The organism is Streptomyces sp. NBC_00224 (genome assembly GCF_041435195.1).
Taxonomy (GTDB): domain Bacteria; phylum Actinomycetota; class Actinomycetes; order Streptomycetales; family Streptomycetaceae; genus Streptomyces.
In genome coordinates, this window is the sequence record NZ_CP108106.1 from 7,967,859 (window position 1) to 7,988,437 (window position 20,579).

The 20,579-nt window shown below is 72.1% G+C and carries 16 protein-coding genes; 12 read left to right on the forward strand and 4 right to left on the reverse strand.

Annotated features, from left to right (window positions below; all coding sequences use genetic code 11):
• Window positions 1–6: 6 nt before the first annotated feature.
• A complete protein-coding gene (locus OG965_RS35615; RefSeq protein ID WP_371656190.1) occupies window positions 7–507 on the reverse strand; it encodes a histidine kinase in 501 nt (166 codons plus the stop codon).
• A 352-nt stretch (window positions 508–859) separates the two neighbouring features.
• Between OG965_RS35615 and OG965_RS35620 the strand changes: the two genes are divergently transcribed.
• From OG965_RS35620 to OG965_RS35630, 3 genes are all read left to right on the forward strand, one after another.
• On the forward strand, window positions 860–1,453 hold the full coding sequence (locus OG965_RS35620; RefSeq protein WP_371656191.1) for an RICIN domain-containing protein: 594 nt from the start codon (window positions 860–862) through the stop codon (window positions 1,451–1,453).
• Window positions 1,454–1,658: 205 nt separating this feature from the next.
• A complete protein-coding gene (locus OG965_RS35625; protein WP_371656192.1) occupies window positions 1,659–5,465 on the forward strand; it encodes a helix-turn-helix domain-containing protein in 3,807 nt (1,268 codons plus the stop codon).
• 240 nt (window positions 5,466–5,705) lie between these two features.
• Window positions 5,706–6,080, forward strand: a complete 375-nt coding sequence (locus OG965_RS35630; protein ID WP_371656193.1) for a hypothetical protein — start codon at window positions 5,706–5,708, stop codon at window positions 6,078–6,080.
• Window positions 6,081–6,195: 115 nt separating this feature from the next.
• Here OG965_RS35630 and OG965_RS35635 read toward each other — a convergent pair whose 3' ends face one another.
• Window positions 6,196–6,462, reverse strand: coding sequence for a hypothetical protein (locus tag OG965_RS35635; RefSeq protein WP_371656194.1), 267 nt, complete (start codon window positions 6,460–6,462; stop codon window positions 6,196–6,198).
• 45 nt (window positions 6,463–6,507) lie between these two features.
• Between OG965_RS35635 and OG965_RS35640 the strand changes: the two genes are divergently transcribed.
• Window positions 6,508–7,221: an SDR family oxidoreductase gene (locus OG965_RS35640; RefSeq protein WP_371656195.1), complete on the forward strand. Its 714-nt coding sequence runs from the start codon at window positions 6,508–6,510 to the stop codon at window positions 7,219–7,221.
• A 47-nt stretch (window positions 7,222–7,268) separates the two neighbouring features.
• Window positions 7,269–8,459 (forward strand): acyltransferase family protein, encoded by a 1,191-nt coding sequence (locus tag OG965_RS35645; protein ID WP_371656196.1) that lies wholly within the window; start codon window positions 7,269–7,271, stop codon window positions 8,457–8,459.
• Between the two features lie 42 nt (window positions 8,460–8,501).
• Here OG965_RS35645 and OG965_RS35650 read toward each other — a convergent pair whose 3' ends face one another.
• The gene (locus OG965_RS35650; RefSeq protein WP_371656197.1) at window positions 8,502–9,446 is read right to left on the reverse strand and encodes a GlxA family transcriptional regulator; all 945 of its coding nucleotides are present in this window, start codon (window positions 9,444–9,446) and stop codon (window positions 8,502–8,504) included.
• 304 nt (window positions 9,447–9,750) lie between these two features.
• Between OG965_RS35650 and OG965_RS35655 the strand changes: the two genes are divergently transcribed.
• From OG965_RS35655 to OG965_RS35685, 7 genes are all read left to right on the forward strand, one after another.
• Window positions 9,751–11,022, forward strand: coding sequence for a phenylacetate--CoA ligase family protein (locus OG965_RS35655; RefSeq protein ID WP_371656198.1), 1,272 nt, complete (start codon window positions 9,751–9,753; stop codon window positions 11,020–11,022).
• Complete coding sequence (locus OG965_RS35660) at window positions 11,019–12,311, forward strand: MFS transporter (RefSeq protein ID WP_371656199.1); 1,293 nt, start codon at window positions 11,019–11,021, stop codon at window positions 12,309–12,311. The genes OG965_RS35655 and OG965_RS35660 overlap by 4 nt, the downstream gene beginning before the upstream one ends.
• On the forward strand, window positions 12,308–13,444 hold the full coding sequence (locus tag OG965_RS35665) for a GNAT family N-acetyltransferase (RefSeq protein WP_371656200.1): 1,137 nt from the start codon (window positions 12,308–12,310) through the stop codon (window positions 13,442–13,444). The genes OG965_RS35660 and OG965_RS35665 overlap by 4 nt, the downstream gene beginning before the upstream one ends.
• Window positions 13,441–14,589: an acyl-protein synthase gene (locus OG965_RS35670; protein ID WP_371656201.1), complete on the forward strand. Its 1,149-nt coding sequence runs from the start codon at window positions 13,441–13,443 to the stop codon at window positions 14,587–14,589. Before OG965_RS35665 ends, OG965_RS35670 begins: the two co-directional genes overlap by 4 nt.
• A gap of 11 nt (window positions 14,590–14,600) precedes the next feature.
• On the forward strand, window positions 14,601–17,108 hold the full coding sequence (locus tag OG965_RS35675; RefSeq protein WP_371656202.1) for an acyl-CoA reductase: 2,508 nt from the start codon (window positions 14,601–14,603) through the stop codon (window positions 17,106–17,108).
• Window positions 17,109–17,482: 374 nt separating this feature from the next.
• Window positions 17,483–18,952, forward strand: a complete 1,470-nt coding sequence (locus tag OG965_RS35680) for a SulP family inorganic anion transporter (protein WP_371656203.1) — start codon at window positions 17,483–17,485, stop codon at window positions 18,950–18,952.
• A 128-nt stretch (window positions 18,953–19,080) separates the two neighbouring features.
• A complete protein-coding gene (locus tag OG965_RS35685; RefSeq protein WP_371656204.1) occupies window positions 19,081–19,692 on the forward strand; it encodes a DUF4232 domain-containing protein in 612 nt (203 codons plus the stop codon).
• Window positions 19,693–19,708: 16 nt separating this feature from the next.
• On the opposite strand, the gene OG965_RS35690 is transcribed toward OG965_RS35685, so the two are convergent.
• Window positions 19,709–20,524, reverse strand: coding sequence for a uracil-DNA glycosylase family protein (locus OG965_RS35690; RefSeq protein WP_371656205.1), 816 nt, complete (start codon window positions 20,522–20,524; stop codon window positions 19,709–19,711).
• Window positions 20,525–20,579 lie beyond the last annotated feature (55 nt).

The window sequence follows — 20,579 nt, forward strand, 5'->3', positions numbered from 1 at the left end:
ACGGTGTCAGGAAGCGTCGGTCTCCTCCGCCGCGCGTTCGGCGGCAGCGACCTGCGCGGCGAATTCCTTCGCCGTCAGGCGCTGCAATGCGCCGCCGTGGCGCCGGGTCAGTTCGTCGGCGGGCTCCGGCGACGCCTCGTGGAGGTCGAGGACGAGCATGGCCGCGCCGTCCTCGACCCGGCTGCTCAGCATGATCAGGCCCGCGCCGTCCTCGATGAGCTGGCGGTTCTCGGCGGCGTTGGCGAGTGCGGCCCCGGCCGCGCTGCCCAGGAGCACGCCGATCGGTCCGCCGAGCAGTCCCACGAGCCCGCCCACCACTCCGCCGCCCACCGTGGGCACCCCGGCGCCGCGCACATGGTTGTCGGGTACGTCGAGCAGGCCTTCCGCGGACCGCTCAAGGACCGCCGCCTGGCGCAGCCCCGGCAGGGAGACGGCCTCCTCGTACGCCGCCCGGCACCGCGACGGATCGGTGAACGAGATCAGCAGCACATGATGAGTGTCCGCCATGGCAGGTGCTCTCCCTTGTCGTGCGATGCGCCGACCTTGCCGTGCGGTCCGCCGCTTCCGCCCCTCCAGTGGAACGCCCGCACCGGCGCCCCGCCACGTGAGCACGCCCGTCGGGGAAAAGGGCCGGTCCGGCCGGGCGCCGATTCGGGTCATTTCCCGAGTGACCGAAAAGCAATTCAGGAATGCACTAATCGCCGGAAAGGGATTCGGTCACGCTGGCTTGCGGGATTCAGGTGTTTCTGGCCAAAGGGGGATTGTGGGTGTCACGCCGAAGAACTCTCCCATACGCTGCGCGAGTTGTTGGGAGTTGACTGACTGTCAGCTCTGGTGATCCTCAATCGAGAGGAGAATCATGAGGATCTGGAGAAGGGCCGCCGTGGCCCTGGCCACGCTGGGCGCCCTGTTCCTGGCGGCGCCGACGGCGGGTGCCGTGTCCCCCGCGCCGGACCATGCGCGTACCGGCGTGGCGAAGGCGAAGGACGCCGTCCGGGCGGCGCCGGACCCCAAGCTCGACCTCACGGCGGCGGCGACGTTCGTCCACCTCGTGAACAACGGGACGGGGCAGTGTCTGGCCGTCCCCGGCGGCAGCCTCAACCAGGGCACGGGCCTCATTCAGTGGCCCTGCGGCACCTGGAACGACCACTACTGGAACCTTGAGCCGTGGACCATCGGCGGGGTCCGCTACTACCGGCTGGTCAACTACAACAGCAACCAGTGCCTGGCCGTGCCCGGCGGCAGCCGGCAGAACGGTGTCCAGGTCATCCAGTGGCCGTGCGGAACCTGGTACGACCACTTCTGGAGGTTCGATTCCACCGGTGGCGGCACCTACCACGTCGTGAACTACAACAGCGGCCAGTGCCTGGCGGTGGAAGGCGGAAGTCGTAACGCCGGTGCGAAAGCCATCCAATGGCCGTGCGGAACCTGGCCCGACCACTACTGGCGGTAAGGAGTAACCTGCGAGAAAACGACGATGCCCTCCGGCGGCCGGATGCAGCGACCCGGCCGCCGGTCGGTCGTCCCGTGATTTCCCGGTTTCACAGCGGACTTCTTCCCCTTTTTAATTTCGCATTTCGTACGGCTGTGAAGTCCGCTCCCGGCACTCCTCGCGCTTTCGAGGCTTACGTCCCGTCGGTCACGGAAAGGTACGGCTCGTGCCGACGAACGACGAGATGGCCAGTGAGTTCGCAGCCGAGCTACGGCGGCTGAGGAGCCTGCGCGGGATGTCCCTCACCGAGCTCGCCCGCTCGGTCCACTACAGCAAGGGCTACCTCAGCAAGATCGAGAACGGCGGGAAGCCCCCGACGCTCGACGTCGCCCGGCGCTGCGACGCCGTCCTCGACGCGGGCGGGGGGCTGACCCGACTCGTACCGAAGACACCCGCCGGACCGCCCGCCGCCGCCGGCGTCCCCCCGGCCCGCTCCGGCGAGGCCGACCCGGACGGGGCGCGGTGCCCGTACCGAGGACTCGCCGCCTACGGGCCGCGGGACGCCGAGTGGTTCTTCGGCAGGGACGGGGCCACGGCGGAGCTGGTGGGGCGGCTTGCCGAGCGTGTGGGCCACGGTCCGCTGGCCGTGGTCGCGCCCTCGGGCGCGGGGAAGTCCTCACTGCTCCAGGCCGGGCTGCTGCCCGCACTGCGGCGCGGCGCGCTCCCGGTCACCGGGTCCGCCGCGTGGCCCGCGGTGGTGTGCACACCGACCGCGCACCCGCTCAAGGAACTGGTGCGCTGCACCGCGGACCTGCTCGGCCGCGCGGGCGACGGCCTCACCCCCGAGGCGCTGGCGGAACGGCCGCGCGCCCTGCTGGACGCGGCCCGCGACGCCCATGGGCACCCCGGACTCGTGCTCGTGGTCGACCAGTTCGAGGAGGTCTTCACCCTCTGCGCCGACGAGCGCGAGCGCCGCGCCTTCGTCGCCGTCCTGCACACCTTGGCGACGGGCACCGAGCTCCCGCCCGGGGCGCGGACCCCGGCGGGAGCCGCGGTTCCGGCCGAAGCGGCCGTGGTCCTGGGTGTGCGCGCCGACTTCTTCGGACACTGCCTCGAACACCCGGAACTGGCCGAGGCGTTCACGCACGGCCTGTTCGCACTCGCGCCGATGTCCGGCGCCGAGCTGCGCGCCGCCATCGCCGGCCCCACCGAGCGGGCCGGTCTCGCCCTGGAGCCGGGCCTGGCCGAACTGCTGCTGCGCGACCTGCGCTCCGGCCCCGCCGCCTCCCCGGGCTCGCTGCCGCTGCTCGGCCACGCCCTGCTCGCGACCTGGCAGCAGCGCTCTGGCCGCACATTGACGGTTGCGGGGTACGAGACGACCGGCGGCATCCACGGCGCGGTGGCCCGCACCGCCGAGTCCGTGTTCACCCGCCTCGATCCGGCCGAGCAGCGGATGGCGCGCCACCTGCTCGTACGCCTGGTGCAGGTCGGCGAGGGCTCCGCCGCCCAGACCCGCAGACCGCTCGAACGCGCCCTGATTCCGGGCCAGTCGGCGGATCCGCCGGCCGCCGCCCGCGCCCTCGACGCGTTCGTGCGGGCGCGGCTGGTCACGACGGGTGCCCAGACCGTGGAGATCACCCACGAAGCGCTGCTGCACGCCTGGCCCCGGCTGCACGGCTGGATCGAGAGCGACCGCGCCGCCCTCGTACAGCGCCAGCAGCTCGCGGACACCGCTGTCGAGTGGGCGCGCGCGGCGCACGACCCCGGGCTGCTGTACCGGGGCGCGCGGCTCGACGCGGTCCGCGACTGGGACCGGCGGCCCGGGAGCGGGGACCGGCTGGGGGAGCGGGAAGCCGCGTTCGTGACGGCCTGCCTCACCGAGGAGGAGCGCGGCCGACGGGCGGCGCGCCGCCACGTCCGGGTCCGCCGCGCCCTGCTCGGCGCGCTCGCCGCCCTGCTCGCCGTCGCCATCGCGGCGGGCACCGTCGCCTTCCGCCAGCGCTCCGACGCGTACCGGCAGCGCCGCATCGCCCAGTCGCAGGCCATGGCGGTACGGTCGGAGGCGCTCGCCGAAGGACGGCCGGAGGCATCCATGCTGCTCGCGGCCGCCGCCTATCGGTCGGCCTCCACCCCCGAGTCGCGCGGGGCCCTGCTCAGCACCCAGGCCCAGTACTTCGACGGACGGCTGACGGGACATCAGGGCGCCGTCAACGGCGTGGCGTTCAGCCCCGACGGGCGTCTGCTCGCCTCGGCCGGATCGGACGCCGCGGTACGGATCTGGGACACCGTCCACCACCGTGAGACGGCTACGCTCACCGGGTACGACGGCCCCGTCACGGCCGTGGCCTTCGCGCCCGACGGCCACCGCCTTGCGACCGCCGGCACGGACGGGTCCGTACGTCTGTGGGACATGCCCTCCCGCCGGATGACCGCGATCCTGACCGGCCACCGGGGAGCCGTACGGTCGGTCGCCTTCGCACCCGACGGGCGCGGCCTCGTCTCGGGCGGCCTCGATCGCACGGTACGGCTGTGGAGCGTGCCGGACGGCACCGCGCGCGCCGTGCTCACCGGCCACGACGACGCGGTGATGGCGGTCGCCTACGCCCCCGACGGCCGGACCGTCGCCTCGGCGGGCGCCGACCGTACGGTACGGCTGTGGGACGCGGTCGACGGGCGGCCGGGCGCCGTGCTCGCCGGCCACACCGACCAGGTGCTCGGACTGGCCTTCGCCCCGGACGGCCACACCCTGGCGTCCGGCAGCGCCGACCGCACCGTACGTCTGTGGGACACCGCCGACGGCGCGGCGCGTGCGGCCCTCACCGGACACGGCGACGACGTCAACGCCGTGGTCTTCAGCCGCAGCGGGGACACCCTCGCCAGCGCCGGCGGCGACGGCACGGTCCGGCTGTGGGACCCGGTCAAACGCCGCCTGGCGGCGGTGCTCTCGGGCCACACCGACTACGTGCTGTCCATCGCGGCGGGCCCCGACGGCCGCCTCGCGACCGGCGGGTTCGACCAGTCGGTGGTGCTGTGGAACCCGGGCGGTCCCGCGCTGGTCGCACGGCCGTTCACCGAGGAGTGGCAGTCGGCCTTCTCGCCGGACGGCCGGCTGCTGGCCGCCGCTGCCGCGGACCACACGGTACGGCTGTGGGACGTGGCCCGGCGCCGCCCGCTCCCGCCGCTCACCGGACACGACGGATCGGTGTTCGCCGTCGCCTTCTCGCCCGACGGCCGGCTGCTGGCCTCCGCGGGCGCCGACCGCACGGTTCGGCTGTGGGACGTGGCCCGGCGTCGGCTCCTCGCCACGCTGACCGGGCACGCCGGTTCGGTGTTCGCCGTCGCGTTCTCCCCGGACGGGCGCACGCTGGCGTCCGGGAGCGCCGACCGCACGGTCCGGCTGTGGCGCGCGGCCGACGGTGCCCAGCGAGCGGTCCTGAGCGGCCATACGGACTTCGTCAACGCGGTCGCCTTCAGCCCGGACGGGCGCACCCTCGCCACCGGCAGCGACGACCTGACGGTCCGTCTGTGGGACCCGGTCGGGCACACGGTGCGCACGGTCCTGCGCGGCCACACCGGCTCGGTGCGCGGCGTGGCGTTCTCGCCCGACGGCCGCACCCTGGCCAGTGGCGGCAACGACGGGACGGTCCGCCTCTGGGACACCCGGCGCACCACCCCGCTCCGCTCGCTCACCGGGCACAGCGGTTCGGTGCGCGCGGTGGCCTTCAGCCCGGACGGGGCGGTGCTCGCGAGCAGCGGCAGCGACCGGGCGGTACGGCTGTGGCAGCCCGCCTCGGGGCACCTCGTCGCCACCCTGAGCGGACACGCCGGTGCCGTGTGGGGCGTGGTGTTCGCTCCCGGACGGCCGGGGACGCTGGCCAGCAGCAGCAATGACGGGACGGTCCGGCTGTGGTCGACGGACCTGCGGGCGCGCGACGCCGAGGTCTGCCGCCTGCTCGGGGACACCGGTCCCCGCCGCTGGGCCCGGCTGCTGCCGGGGCTGCCGTACGAACGCGTCTGCGGGCCGACGGTCTGACGACGCGTCAGACCGCTCCAGGACCCGGTGCTGTTTCCCTGGGCGTTTCCCGTTTCACGTCCGGACGGGCGACGCCCGCCTCCTCGACAGCGGCCCCGGGCGGCGGCCAGGCTCGAACCCGTCCCGACCAGCGGCGTAGGCACCCCCACCTCTCGCGAGAGCCGATCCCCGAGCCGCGGGACGCGCAAGGCACGTAAGACGCGCAGGACTCGTACGACGCGACCAAGGAGCACGCACACCATGAACGTACGCGACAAGCTCGCCCTGATGGCGTCCGCCACCATTCTGGCGGCCGGACTCACCACCGCCGTCCCCGCCGTGGCCACCACCCCGGCGAAGCCCGCCGCCGAGTGCGGGGTGCGCTCGGACGGTCGGCTGCACTGCGGCAACAAGGCGGGCGCGAAGGGCTACGCGGACCGCTCGTACCGCTCGGCGACCCGCGGCACGCTGGTCGGCACCTTCAGCTGGTTCCAGTGCTGGGGCCACGGCGACCCGCACCCGGGGCAGAACGACATCTGGTACTGGACGCAGCTCGACAACGGCGCCTGGGGCAATGTGCCCGCCGTGGACGTGAACACGGGCCAGGACCCGGCCCCCGGTCTGCGGGAGTGCTGACCGCCGGTCGTACGTGACGCCGTAGCCGCCCGCCGGACCCTCTCCGGCGGGCGGCTGCGGCGTGACGCCATTCACAGCGGAGCGATGGGTTCCAGACATCTACCGGCATTTGTTTTCAGTATGAAATAAACCTGGCTGGCGTGAAGCTTTTCGATTCAACCATGGTGTCGGTGCTGGAATTATCCATTCCAGCAAAATGAAACCGGTCACCCTCTTTTTGTTGAATGCGAATGTCACTGTTTGTGTAGTTCTCGGGGGATTGCCCGAGCTGTAGGTCGGCCCCTCGTGGCAGGTAAACGGGGGCGTTTTCGGCCCTGCGGGGAAAGATCCCCCGCGATGGACGGATGATCATGCCCCGTGAAAGCTTGAGAGTGAATTCCACGGGGCGCCCCCGAAATGAACCCTGACCAATCATTCGGAGGGTGAAATGCCGAAGACCATCGCTCTCATCACCGGTGCGAACAAGGGCATCGGATTCGAGATCGCGCGCCAGTTGCAGGACCGCGGTGTCACCGTGCTCCTGGCCGCTAGGGACGAGGGGCGGGGCAAGGTGGCCGCCGAGAAGCTGGGTGTGCCGTTCGTCCAGCTCGACGTCACCGACCCCGACAGCATCAAGAAGGCCGCGACCTGGGTCGACCTCGCCTACGGCAAGCTCGACATCCTCGTGAACAACGCGGGCATCTCCGTCCCCAATGACGGAAACCCGCCCAGCGCCACCTCCATCGACACCATGCGCGCCATCTACGACACCAATGTCTTCGGTGTGGTCGCGGTGACCAACGCGTTCCTGCCGCTGTTGCGTAAATCGCCGGCCGGCCGGATCGTCAACCAGTCCAGTGAAATGGGCTCGCTCACCTACGCATTGGACCAGGACCACCCGATCTGGCAGGTGAACAACCTGGCGTACAACTCGTCCAAGACCGCGCTCAACATGGTCACGGTGTCCTACGCCAAGGAGTTGTGGGACACCCCGATCAAGGTCAACGCCGTCGCTCCGGGCTGGTGCCGTACCGATATCACCGGCGGTGAAGGCTTCAAGTCCGCCGAGCAGGGCGCGGCGATCGCCGTGAAACTCGCCACCCTCGACGCGGACGGCCCGACCGCCACCTTCACGGAGGATCAGGGCACCGTCGCCTGGTAGCCGCATCGCGCCTCCCTTCCGCACCCCCGTCCCCAGGAAGGTCCTCCATGACACACGGCGTGTCCCGGGCGCCCGGCGAAGCGCCCAGGAGAGGTGGGCCGCCCGCCCCCGGGCTCTCCCGGCTGCCCTCGCTGACCGGACTGCGGTTCCCCGCCGCGTTCCTCGTCTTCGTCAGCCACATCGGACTCCCCGTCCCCCAAGTGCGCCTGTTCGAGGACGACAAGCTGGTTGCGCACCTCAACAAGGCCACCGAGAAGGCGGGCTCGTTGGGCGTCGCCTTCTTCTTCGTCCTCAGCGGCTTCGTGCTGACCTGGTCCGCCCGCCCGGCGGACACGGCCCGGGCGTTCTGGCGCCGCCGGTTCACCAAGATCTACCCGAACTACGCGATCACGTGGGGTCTGGCGCTGCTGCTGTTCGCCTCCGCCTACACCCCGACCCGGGTGGCGCTCGCGAACCTCTTCATGGTCCATGTGTGGATACCGGACTTCCAGTACCTCCTCAGCGTGGACGCGTCGAACTGGTCACTGGGCTGCGAGTTCTTCTTCTACGCCTCGTTCCCGCTGCTGCACCGGCTGTTCCTGCGCATCGACCCCGCGCGGCTCAAGCACTGGATCGGCGCACTGATCGCGGCGATCGTCCTCACCCCGCTGTTCACCTACAGCGTGCTGCCCGACGCGGGCGCCGTCGACCTGGCCACCTCGGGTTCCGCGGACGCCTCCGTGAAGCAGTACTGGTTCGCGTACTTCCTGCCGCCGGTGCGCATGCTCGACTTCGCGCTCGGCATGCTGGTGGCGCACGCGGTACTGAACGGACGCTGGCGGAACATCGGCGTCGTCTGGTCGAGCGTGCTCCTGGCGGGCAGCTACTGGCTCGGCCAGGAGTCGGACATGCTCTACGCCCAGCGCGCCACCTCGATCGTCCCGATCGTCCTGCTGATCGCCGCGGCCGCGACGGCCGACGTGAAGGGCGAGTTCACCCTTTTCCGCAACCGCGCGATGGTCTGGCTGGGCGAGATCTCCTTCGCGTTCTATCTCCTGCACTTCATCGTGCTGGCGTACGGCCGCAAAGTTCTGGGGCACGACCTCTACTCGACACCGGTGGCCAGTGCGCTGGTGGTCGTGCTGTTGGCGGTGAGCATTCTGACGTCCTGGGCCCTGTACGCACTCGTCGAACGGCCGATCACCCGCCGCTGGGCGACATCCCGGCGGGCCAAGGCCGCTACTGCCGTGGCGATCTGACGATCCCGGTCCCGTCGCCCCCGGCGGACTCTCCCCGCCGGGTCACACCCCCTGGAAGCTGCGCCGATACGCGTGCGGGCTGGTGCCGATGAGGCGTTTGAAGCGGTCCCGGAACGCGGTGGGGGAGCCGAAGCCGACTTGGAGGGCGATGCGGTCGACCGGGTGGGCGGTGGTCTCCAGGAGGTGCTGGGCCCGGCGGATCCGGGCCCGGTGCAGCCATTGCAGCGGGGAGGTGCCGGTCTGCTCGCGGAAGCGACGGTGCAGGGTGCGGGCGCTCATCCCGGCCCGGGCGGCGAGGTCGTCCAGGGTGAGGTCGTCGCCGGCGTTCTCCTCCATCCAGCGCAGCAGCGGTTCCATCGTCGAGCCGCGCGGGGTGGGCGGACGCTCGGCGACGATGAACTGGGCCTGCCCGCCCTCGCGTTCCAGCGGCATCACGGACAGCCGCGCCGCGTCGGCCGCCACCGCCGAGCCCAGATCGCGGCGGATCATGTGCAGGCACAGGTCGAGCCCGGCGGCGGCGCCGGCCGAGGTGAGCAGCTGCCCGTTGTCGACGTAGAGCACGGCCGGGTCGACGTCGACGGCGGGATGGCGTTCGGCGAGCAGCGCGGCGGCGGCCCAGTGTGTGGTGGCGCGGTGGCCGTCGAGCAGTCCGGTGGCGGCGAGGATGAAGGCGCCCGTGCAGATCGAGGCGATCCGGGCGCCCCTGGCGGCGGCCTGGCGCAGGGCGTCGAGGACGTCGTCCGGGACGGGTGCGACGGGGTCGGCGCAGCCCGGCAGGACGACCGTGTCCGCCTCGGCCAGCGCGTCCAGACGCCAGGGAGCCCGCAGGGTGAACGCCCCGGCGTCGACCTCCTCGACGGGCGCGCACACCCGGACGCGGTAGGCGGGGCGGCCGTCGGGCAGCCGGGTGCGCTGGAACACGTCGATCGGCGCGGACAGGTCGAAGGGGATGACTCCGTCGAGGGCGAGGACGGCCACGGTGTGCATGCCTCAACCTTAGAAGAGAACCCAGATCCCGGTCAGCCGCCTTCGATCGGAGCGCCACAGGCTGGCGCCACCCGCAAGAATCATCGTTTTCGGCCATGTGGACCGGTAGATGTTGCGGCCAACTTTGCGATTCGCGCTCCGATGTTCCATCATCGTGACCGCGCGTCAGTTCTTGGCGCGCCATCGAGGAGTCAGGGGCACGGGGAATCCCCTGTACACCGACCTATCCCGCAGGCGGCGAGCACGTGGTCTCGCCATGCCGCGGTGATTCCTGCCCTGTTCCGTACACCTAGGCAAAGGCCGCATGTCCGCCCAGCAGCTTTCGGACCTCATCCGGTTCGCCCGTCACAACTCGCCCTTCTACCAGGACCTTTACGCGTCCCTTCCGCCGGACGCCGACCGCCTCACCGACCTTCCGGTCGTGGACCAGGAGAAGTTCTGGGCGGCCAACACCCTCGAAGACAACCGCGTCCTGACCGGCCCCCTCAGTGAGGCGACCGTCTACAAGACCGGCGGCACCACCGGGGCGCCCAAGTTCTCCGTCTACACCCGCGACGAGTGGCGCACCTTCGTGACCGTCTTCGGTCAGGGTCTTGTGGACACCGGGCTGCGCCCGGGCCACCGCGTCGCGGACCTCTTCTACGCGGGCGAGCTCTACGCCAGCTTCCTCTTCGTCCTCGACTCGCTCGCCCACGCCCCCGTCGACAACGTACGGCTGCCCATCGGCGGCGCCGCGCCGCTGAAGTCGACGGTCCCGACCCTGCGCGACTTCGCGGCGCAGGTCGTGGCGGGCACCTCCACCACGCTGTGCCGCCTCGCCGAGCACATCCTGGCGGCGGGCCTGCGGCTCGACGCGGTGGAGCTGGTCCTCTTCGGCGGCGAGGCCCTCTTCGCCGACCAGCGGCGGCTCCTTGCCGCCGCGTTCCCCAACGCGGCGATCCGTTCGGTCGGTTACGCCAGCGTCGACGCGGGGCTGCTCGGCCGCCCCGTGCCCGGCCCCGACACCCGGGTCCACCGCGCCTTCACCCCGCACTCGATCGTCGAGATCCTCGACGACACCACGGGGGAGCCCATCACCGAGCCCGGACGGCCCGGCAGGGTCGTGGTGACCAGCCTCTTCCGCCGTCTGATGCCCGTCATCCGCTATCCCGCGGGCGACCGCGCCGAGTGGACCGACACCGAACTCGGCCACTTCCGCATCCTCGGCCGCGCCGAGGAGGGCGTCCGGGTGGGGCCGGTCTCCCTGTACTCGCAGGACGCCCAGGACGCCGTCGCCGAGGCGGACACCGAGGGCCGCATCGTCGGCATGCAGCTGGTCGTCCGCCGCTGGGAGGGCCGCGACGGGCTGGTGCTGCGACTCGCCACCGCCCCGGGCGACGACGACCCGGCCGCCCTCGAACTGCTCGCCAAGGCCGTCGTCACCGAGCTGGAGAGGGCCCGGCCGCTGTACCCGGACAGTGTGAGCACCGGATTCGTGCACCCGCTCTCCGTCGAGTGGGCGTGCCACCGCGACCTCGCCGTCAACCCGCGCTCGGGCAAGCTCGTCCGCGTCCTGGACGAGAGGCCGACCGCATGAGCGCCACCCTCGTGGACGAGGGCCGCCGCCGGCCGCTCGTCCTGCGCAACCGCGCCTTCGGCGCCGTGTGGCTGAGCCAGGTCCTGACCCAGGCCGCGGTCCGCATGTTCCAAGTCGGCGTCTCCTGGTGGCTGGTGGCCTACGCGGTCGACGGCGGCCGGGGTCTGGCCTCCGGCCTCTTCATGGCCGTCAGCACGCTGCCCGCCGTGGCTCTCGCCCCGGTGGTGGCCCGCGTCGTCGCCCGCACCGCCCATCGCTCCGTGCTGCGCACGGCCGCCGCGGTGGCCGGGGCCGTCGCCGTCGCCCTGGCCGCCTGGGCGTGGACGAGCGGTCTGCCGCTGCCCGCCGTCTACGCCGCGACCCTCGCCCTGGCCACCTGCCAGGCGTTCTTCGACCCCTGTCTGACCACCTCGGTGCCCGAACTCGTCGACGACGAGGACATCGAGACGGCCACCGGCTTCGAGCTGTCCACCCAGTCCCTCGCCGGTCTCGGCGGGGCGCTGCTCGGCGCCGTGACCGTCGACCGCGCGGGTGTGGCCGGTCTCGGCGCGGGCTGCGGGGCCGCCTACCTCGCCGCGGCGCTGCTCGTCGCGGGCGTCCGCTTCCGTACCGCCGCGCCCGGCGCCGACGGCGAGGCCGACGCGACGGCCGCGTCCGAGCGGCGCACGCTCCGCGACATCCTCGGCGGACTCCCGTACGTACGGCGGATCCTGATCTGCTTCACCGCGGCCAACCTCTTCACCACCGCCGTCTTCGTCGTCATCCCGCTCTACACCCGGACCGTCCTCGGCGACGGCGGCTCCACCGTGGCCCTCCTGGAGGCGTCCCTGGGGTGCGGCACGCTCATCGGCTCGTTCACCGGCGCCCGGGTGCCGGGGCGGCCCACCGTCACCGGCGCCTACTGCCTGGCGCTGATGGCGTTCGCCCTCGCGCTGCCGGGGCTCGTCGCGGGGCGACTGGTCTTCGCGGGCAGCCTGGTCGTGGCCGGCTGGTGCGTGGGGGTGATCGGGGTCCGCTTCGTGGCCCTGTTCCAGCGGCTGGTGCCCGCCGCCGACAAGCCCGGCTTCTTCGCGGTGATGCAGGCGGTCCTGGGCGCCTCCTTCCCGGTGGCCTCGCTGCTGTTCGGCCTGGCGGGGGACCACCTCTCGGCGCAGACGCTGTGCCTGGTGCAGGCCGCCGGCCTGCTGCCCGCCGCCGGTGCTCTGGCCCTGCTGGGATCCGATAACTCCCCTGAGAACAAGGTGAGTTCGGCCGAACGCATCCCCGAGCCCGTCGGGGGCGAGCGATGAGCGCCCGCGTCACACCGGCCACCGGCGCCGACATCGCCGAGCTGCGCCAGCTCTACTACGCCGTCTACGGGCCCCACTACCCGGCCGGGCTCGGCACCGACCCCGCCGAGATGGCCCGGCTCATCCAGGACCCCGACTCCCTGTGGCTGGTGGCCCGTTGCCCGGACACCGGCGCCCTGGCCGCGTCGGCCGCCATCCACGGCGAGCCGGGCAGCCGCATCGGCCGCCTCGAAGGCCTCGCCGTGCACCCCGACCACCGCTCCGGCGGCCTGGCCGCCACGCTCACCGAGGCGCTGTGCGCCGGGATGCTGGACAGCGGGCGCCTGGACTCGGTGTACGCGACGGTCCGCACGGTCAGCGCCGGACCCCAGCGCGTCGTCGCCCGCAACGGCTTCCGCCCGCTGGGCGTCCTGCCCAACGCCGTGGATCTCAGCAGCCGCGAAAGCCTCGCACTCTACGCGCGTCACTCGGCCGGTGTGCTGGAGCGCCGCGTTCCGGTGACCGAGGTGCCCGCCCCGCTGCTGCCGCTCCTGAAGGCCGTGGAGGGCTGTCTGGGCGTCAGCTACGGGGACGTCCGCGCCACCGGCCCGCTCCCGGCGGCCGGGCGCGGGCCCGTCGAGCGCCTTGAGATGATCGAGGCGCCCGCCTTCGTGCGCCGCCGCTTCCGCGAGCGCTTCCCCGACACGGCCGGGTGGTTCTACCCGCTGCACACGCCCAACGTGCTGCTCACCCCCGACGACGGCCGGTTCGAGGTCTACGCGTACTTCAACCGCACCGGCGGCTACTGCTCGCTCCTGACCGCCCACCCCGACCCCGCCGCTGCCGCCGACCACCTCGAACCCGTCACCCGGACCCTGACCCGGGCCGGGGCCGGCTATGTGGAGGCGCTGGTGCCGCTCGCGCACCACCAGGCGCTCTCGGCGTTCCTGGCCCAGGGGTTCGTCGCGGGCGCGCTCTACCCGGCGATGCGCGCGGACGGCGACGGCTTCCACGACTACGTCGTGCTCTCGCGCACCACCGAGCAGATCGACTTCCGCGGCGTCGTCGTCGAGCCGCCCCTCCAGCCCTATCTGGACTGTTACCTGTCGGCCTGGGCGTCGACCTACCTGCCCACACTTGAGGTTGCCTCATGAACCCCCATCTCGCCCCGGTCGGCGTCCCCGACCCCGCCCTCCTGCCCCGTGTGCAGGAACTGTGCGACCTGACCGACCCGTACGCCTGCGGGCCCGCCGAGGACGAGCTGTTCGCCGCGGCCATGGCGGAGACCAACGCCTGGCACGCCGAACGCTCCCCGTTCTTCCGCTCGCTGTACGAGGCGACGCCGCCCGCGCGGCCGTACCGCGCCCCGCTGGTGCACGCCAACTTCTTCAAGCGCCACGAAGTGCTGTCCATCCCGCGCGAGGACGTCGACCTGCACCTGACCTCCTCCGGTACCACCGGCCAGAAGTCGCAGATGTTCTTCGACCGCTGGACCATCCGCTCCGCCCAGCGCATGGTCGCCCGCATCTTCGAGCGCAACGGCTGGATCACCCCCGACCAGGAGGTCAACTACCTCCTCTACAGCTACGAACCGGCCCCCGCCCTCAACCTCGGCACCGCCTTCACCGACAACTACCTCTGCGACTTCGCCCCGGCCCGCACCGTCGAGTACGCGCTGCGCAACACCGGCAGCGGCCACGAGTTCGACCCGTTCGGCTGCGTCGCCGCGCTGCGCCGCTTCGAGAACGACGGCGCCCCGGTCCGCATCCTGGGCTTCCCCGCCTTCCTCTACTTCACCCTGGAGCGGATGCGCGCCATGGGGCTGCCGCCCCTGCGCCTGCCCGAAGGCTCCCTCGTGGTCCTGGGCGGTGGCTGGAAGGGGCACGCCGACCGGCGCATCGGCAAGGACGAGCTGTACGCCCGCGTCACCGAGCAGCTCGGCATCCCCGGCGACCGCATCCGCGACACCTTCGGCTCCGTGGAGCACTGCATCCCGTACATCGAGTGCGACCACCACCGGTTGCACGCCCCCGTCTGGTCCCGTGTCGCCATCCTCTCCACCAGCACCCTGGAGCCCCTGCCGTACGGCGAGACCGGCTATCTGCACCTCGTCTCCCCGTACATCACCTCCGTACCCGCGCAGAGCGTCGTCATGGGCGACCTCGCCTCGCTGCACCCGGGCGAGGAGTGCGGGTGCGAGCTGGGCACCGACTGGTTCGCCGTCCACGGACGCGCCGGAGTGAGCCGCAACAAGAGCTGCGCGGTGGCCGCCGCCGAACTGATGAAGGGCATGTCGTGACCGTGCAGACCATGGACCGTGCAGACCGACACCACTACTGGCAGGGCGCGTTCATCGGGGAGGAGGAGGCCGGGCGACGCCTCGCCGCGCTGCCCGCCGCCGTCGAGGAGGCGCTCGCGAGCCCGCTGGAGACCGAGACGGTCCTCGCCGCCTGCGACGCGCTCGCCACGGCTCTGCGCGATGTGCGGAACCCGGTACGGAACCGGCTCGCGCGGCAGCTGCCCGAGGGCGAGGACCCCGCCGTCCTGGGCGAGCTGGGCACCTACCTCAGCCGGACGGAGCTCACCCGCAAACTGCGCCGCGAACTCGGCGGCACCGCCCCGGGGCGGCTGAACCGGCCCGACGCCCGCGAGACGGTCTACGAGGCCTGGGCGCCGGTCGGCCTGGTCGCCCACATCGCGCCGGGCAACGCGGCCACCGTCGCCCCGCTCAGCATCGTCGAGGGCCTGCTCGCCGGGAACGTCAACATCCTCAAGACCAGCAGCGGCGACACCCTGCTCACCCAGCACCTGCTGGCCGAGCTCGCCGCGCTCGACACCACCGGCGCCCTCGCCGCCCGCGTCATCGTGCTGCGCTTCTCCTCCTCCCGCGAGGAGTGGCTGGAGCTGATGTGCGCGCCCGCCGACGCGGTCGCCGTCTGGGGCGGCGAGAGCGCCGTCGAAGGGGTCGCCGCCCATGTGCCGCCCGGCTGCCGCCTGGTGGAGTGGGGACACCGCATCTCCTTCGCCTACCTCACCCGCGACGCCTGGCACGAGCCCGCGACGCTGGAAGCGCTGGCGGCCGACGTGTGCCAGTACGAGCAGCAGGCCTGCTCCAGCCCCCAGGTGGTCTACCTCGACACCGAGGACGAGCAGGACGTCTTCGCCTTCGCCGAGCGCTTCGCGGACGTACTGGCGGCCCGGCCCGCCGCCGTGCCCGGCCCCGACGGTCCCGGCATCGCCGAGCAGGCCGAGCTCACCACCACCGAGCTCGTCGCCCGCCTTGAGGAACACCTCGGTCTGACCCGGGTGTTCGCCGCCCCCGACGGCTCCTGGCGGGTCATGGCCGACACCCGGCCCGCCCTCACCGCCTCGCCGCTGCACCGCAGCGTGTGGGTCAAGCCGCTGCCGCGCAAGAAGCTGATCGGCGCCCTGCGCCCCATGCGCCGGTATCTGCAGACCGCCGGTATCGCGGCGAGCCCGACCGACACCGCCGAGCTCTCCCGCGCCGCCTTCGCCGCGGGCGTCACCCGCGTCACCCCCGTCGGTGCCATGCTCAGCGGCTACTCGGGCGAGCCGCACGACGGTGTCTACGCGCTCCAGCGCTACAGCCGCCGCGTCGCGGTCCAGGCCGACGCCCGGTTCGCCACCACCGCCTGTCTGGACGATCTGGCCCGGCCGGTCGTCCTGCCTCGGCCCGGCGGCCCGCTGACCGGCAAGGAGGAGGTCCAGGAGCTCAACCGCCATGTCGCCAGGGCCGACGCCGAGCTGTACTTCCGCAGCGGCGGCAGCACCGGCGCCCCGGCGCTCTCCCTGTTCAGCTACGACGACTACGACACCCAGATGCACGCCGCCGCCCGCGGTCTGCTCGCCGCCGGCTACGACCCGATGGAGGACCGCACCGCCAACCTCTTCTACTGCGGCGGCATGTACGGCAGCTTCATCAGCTTCTTCTCCATCCTGGAGCGCCTCGGCGGCGTCCAACTGCCGCTCTCGGCCGGCCCCGACCACCGGGCCACGGCGCAGGCGCTGATCGACCACCAGGCGGACACCCTCTTCGGGATGCCCTCCTACCTGTGGCAACTGCTGCACGAGGAGGCGGACGCGCTGCGCGAGTACGGCGGCATCCGCAAGGTGTTCTACGGCGGCGAGCACTTCACCGACGCACAGCAGCGCACCCTGCGGGACGATTTCGGCATCGAGGTCGTCCGGTCCATCACGTACGGCAGCACCGACCTGGGACCGCTCGGCTACCAGTGCACCGAGAGCACCGGGGGCGTCCACCACCTCCACGCCGATCTGCACACCATGGAGATACTCGACCTCGCCGCCGACCGGCCGGTGGCGCCGGGGGAGACGGGCCGTCTGGTCTTCACCACGCACGCCCGGCGCGGCCAGCACCTCGGGCGTTACGTGATCGGCGACCTCGGCCGCGCGATCGACGGCCGCTGCCCCTGCGGCAGTCACGCACCCCGCTTCGAACTGCGCGGCAGGACCGGGGACGTGATGCGGGTGGCCACGTACTTCCTCAACCACCGCCGCTTCGCGGCCATCGCGCAGGAACGGGCCCGCTACAGCGGCGAACTCCAGACCGTCCTCGCCCGGCAGGACACCCGCGAACGGCTCACCGTCCGTGTGGAACGCTCCGGCGCGGTGAACACCGAGCTGCTGCGCGAGGCCTTCCTGGCCGACTACCCCGAGCTGCGCTCGGCCGTGACCGAGCGGCTGCTCGACCTCACGGTCGAGGCGGTCGACGGCGCGTCCCTGGACCGCAGCCCCACCAGCGGCAAGCTGCGCTCGGTGGTTGACCTGCGCGGATAGCCTCCCCGTTTTCCTCCTTTCCCTTCCCCCTTTCACCGTCGGCCCGGGCACGCACTGTGCCCGGGCCGACGGCATCAACCCGCGCCCCGCGCACCCGGCTCACCCTCGTGACCAGGCCCGTGCCCGGCGCCGCCGTGACGGCTCACAGGGCCCGGGTGTGAGCCGGTCATGATCCCGGTGCGCTCTTCGCGTGCTCCTTGCCGCCCCTATCCGCCGCGATACAGCGCCGACCATGCTCATACCTACCTTCCCGACGGCACCCGGCCCGGCTCTGTCCGCTGCTGCCGTACGCATTCCGACGCCGCACCCTGGGCCGCTTGCCCGGTCGCGACAGTCCGCGACGTTCCTTCCCTCCACTGACAGAACGGAACGCCATGACCACACGTCCAGCGCCGGCCCGTGTGCTGCGCACCGACTTCGCCGCGTCCCTCGTCGTCTTCCTCGTCGCCCTGCCGCTGTGCGTCGGCGTGGCGGTCGCCTCCGGCGTCCCCGCCGAACTCGGCCTGATCACCGGCATAGTCGGCGGACTGGTCGCCGGGCTGCTGCCCGGGAGCAGTCTGCAGGTGTCCGGTCCCGCGGCCGGTCTGACCGTCCTCGTCTACACCGCCGTCACCGAGTACGGCCTCGCCGCGCTGGGCGTCGTCGTCCTGACGGCGGGACTCATCCAACTCGCGCTCGGGGCACTGCGGATGGGCCGCTGGTTCCGTGCCATCTCGCTTGCCGTGGTGGAGGGCATGCTGGCGGGTATCGGCCTGCTCCTGATCGCCGGTCAGCTCTACATCCTCGCCGACCGCAAGGGCCCCGGCGCGGGGGTGGCGAACATCGCGGGCCTGCCGGGCCTGGCCGCCGAGGTCGCGCACTCCGCGACCGCACTCACGGCGCTCGCCGTCGGCGCGGGCACCATCGTCGTGATGGCGGGCTGGAAGAGGCTGCCCGGCCGGTGCCAACTGCTGCCCGGCGCACTGGCCGCCGTGGGCGGCGCCACCGCCCTGACGGTCCTGCTCGGTCTGCCGGTGGCACGGGTGCGGGTGAGCGGCCTCGCCTCCGCCGTCCAGCCGCCGGGCTCCTCGGAGTTCGCGAAGCTCGCGGACACGGGGCTGCTGGCCACGGTGCTCGCGTTCGCGCTGATCGCCTCCGCCGAATCCTTGTTCAGCGCGGCCGCGGTCGACCGGCTGCACACCGGGCCGCGCACCGACTACGACAAGGAGCTGATGGCGCAGGGGATGGGAAACACGGTGTGCGGGCTGCTCGGTGCCCTGCCCATGACCGCGGTCATCGTGCGCAGCGCCGCCAATGTGCAGGCAGGTGCCCGGACCAAGGCGTCGCGCGTGCTGCACGGCGTCTGGCTCCTGCTGTTCGCCGCGCTGCTGCCCGGCGCGCTCACCCACGTACCCACCGCCGCCCTCGCCGGTGTCCTCGTCCACGCCGGTTTCAAACTCCTGCCGGTGAAGGGCCTGTTGGGGCTGTGGCGATCCCACCGGGGCGAGGCGGTGGTGCTGGCGGCGACGGCGCTGGCGATCCTCCTCACCAACATGTTCGAGGGCGTCCTCATCGGTCTGCTGCTGGCCGTGGTCAAGGCCGCCTGGGAAACCTCCCACGTCCACATCGAGGTCACGGACGACGGGGCAGGGCTGGTCAGCGCCCATGTGATCGGCAACGCCACGTTCCTGCGGCTGCCCCGCATCCTGGAGACGCTGGAGAAACTCCCCAAGGACCGGGCCGTACACCTGCATCTGGCCGGACTGCGCCACCTGGACCACGCGTGTCTGAGCGCGTTGCGGAACTGGGCGGACGAACACAACCGGGCGAGCAGCGAGGAGGTCCGGCTGGTGCATCCCGCCTGAGAGGGCCACGCGTGCACCGCGGACCTGCCGACGTCTGAAACCGTGTCAGGGTGGTACGCGTCATGGTGATGTGCGGAGCGTCCCGTTCCGTGCGTCGTCGTGTCGAGTACGAGGGTGAGGAGCCCGCTGTGTCGCGTTCCCGATTTCGCTGGTCCGCCGTCGCCGTCGTGGCCGCCGGTCTGACGCTGAGCGGTTGCGGTGGCGACCACTCGGGGGAGGCGGCGGCCACCAGCGGCGTTCCGAGTGCGTCCGCCACCGGGGCCGTGCCGGACGGCGGGGGCAGCACAGGGCCGACGCCGTCGGGATCCGGCGGCGCCGCCTCCGGCGGGCGCTGCCGGACCGCCGACCTGGGCTTCGCGATCGTGCCGACCAGCCGCGCGAAGAACCCCAACATCCAGTACGCGCTGACCGTCACGCTCACCAACAAGGGCGCCAAGTCCTGTGTGATGACCGGGTATCCGGGCGTGGACCTCGCCGGGCCCCTGACGTGGTCGCTGGCCCGGCAGACCGCCGTACAGCCGCATCGGGTCACAGTGCGGCCGGGCGCCACCACCACCTTCAACATCTTCTATCTGCCCTATGCCCAGGGCAGCGGCGACGAGTTCAAGCCGACCCGCATCGTGGTCACCCCGCCGGGCGAGACCCACTCCCACACCCTGCCGTGGCCGGTCGGCTCGATCCTGCTGCAGGACGCGGCCACGCACCCCGGTACGTATGTGAGTCCGGTCGGCGCCAAGTAGGCCGGACGCGGGGGTTTCAGGAGAAGGGGCGTTGGTCCGGGGGGATCTGGACGATGATCGTGGCGCGCTTCTCCGCCGGGGTCGCCCCCTGGCGGCTGGCCCACGGCTCGTCGGAGCGCATCCACGCCGGGAGCCCCGGTGGGAGGTCCACCGAGGGAATGGTGGCGAGGTCGGCCGGGGTCAGGGTGCTGCCGTAGAGGGCGAGCGGGCGGCTCGTGTCGGGGGTGACCGTGCCGTGCAGCGCGTTGAGGGCTTCGTTCCAGTTCGCCAGCAGCTTGGCCATGGCCGCCACCGGGTCGGTCCCGGAGCCCGCCGCGCTGTCGGGGAAGGTGGGATGGATGATGTGCTGGTAGGCGCCTGTGAACGCGGCGCCTGAGGGGGTCTTCCGCCAGGTCTGGTACGCGGTGTCCGCGAGGCCGCCCAGCGCGATCACGGCCTCGATGGGCTGGTGGTCGACGAGGGCGTCCAGCCAGCCGTGCCGGTACGCGGCGATGTGCTCGTCCTTGGCGTGGGCGTTGCCGCCGCCCTGCCCGAACACGCTGTACACATACGTGTTGACCATCACGTAGCTCGTGTCGATGCCGAGTTTGGCCAGGAAACCCTGGAAGCGGCGGCCGGCGGTGCCGACGAGGATCCTGCGGGTGATGGCTTCGTGGGCGGCCGGGTCCTGCCCGATGACCAGCACGCGGGCCGTGCCGTCGAGGCGCCCGCGGTGGAAGATCGGGCCCCACTCCACGCGGAAGTCATTGGCCGGATAGACGTCGGCGCCGGGGTAGTCGCGTACGAGCGTGGCGTACGGCTCCTGTGCGTAACCGGGGTCGAAGGGGTGCATGCGCTGCTCCTACTCCATGCGGGCGATCAGTCATGACAGAAGGTGATCGCTGGAT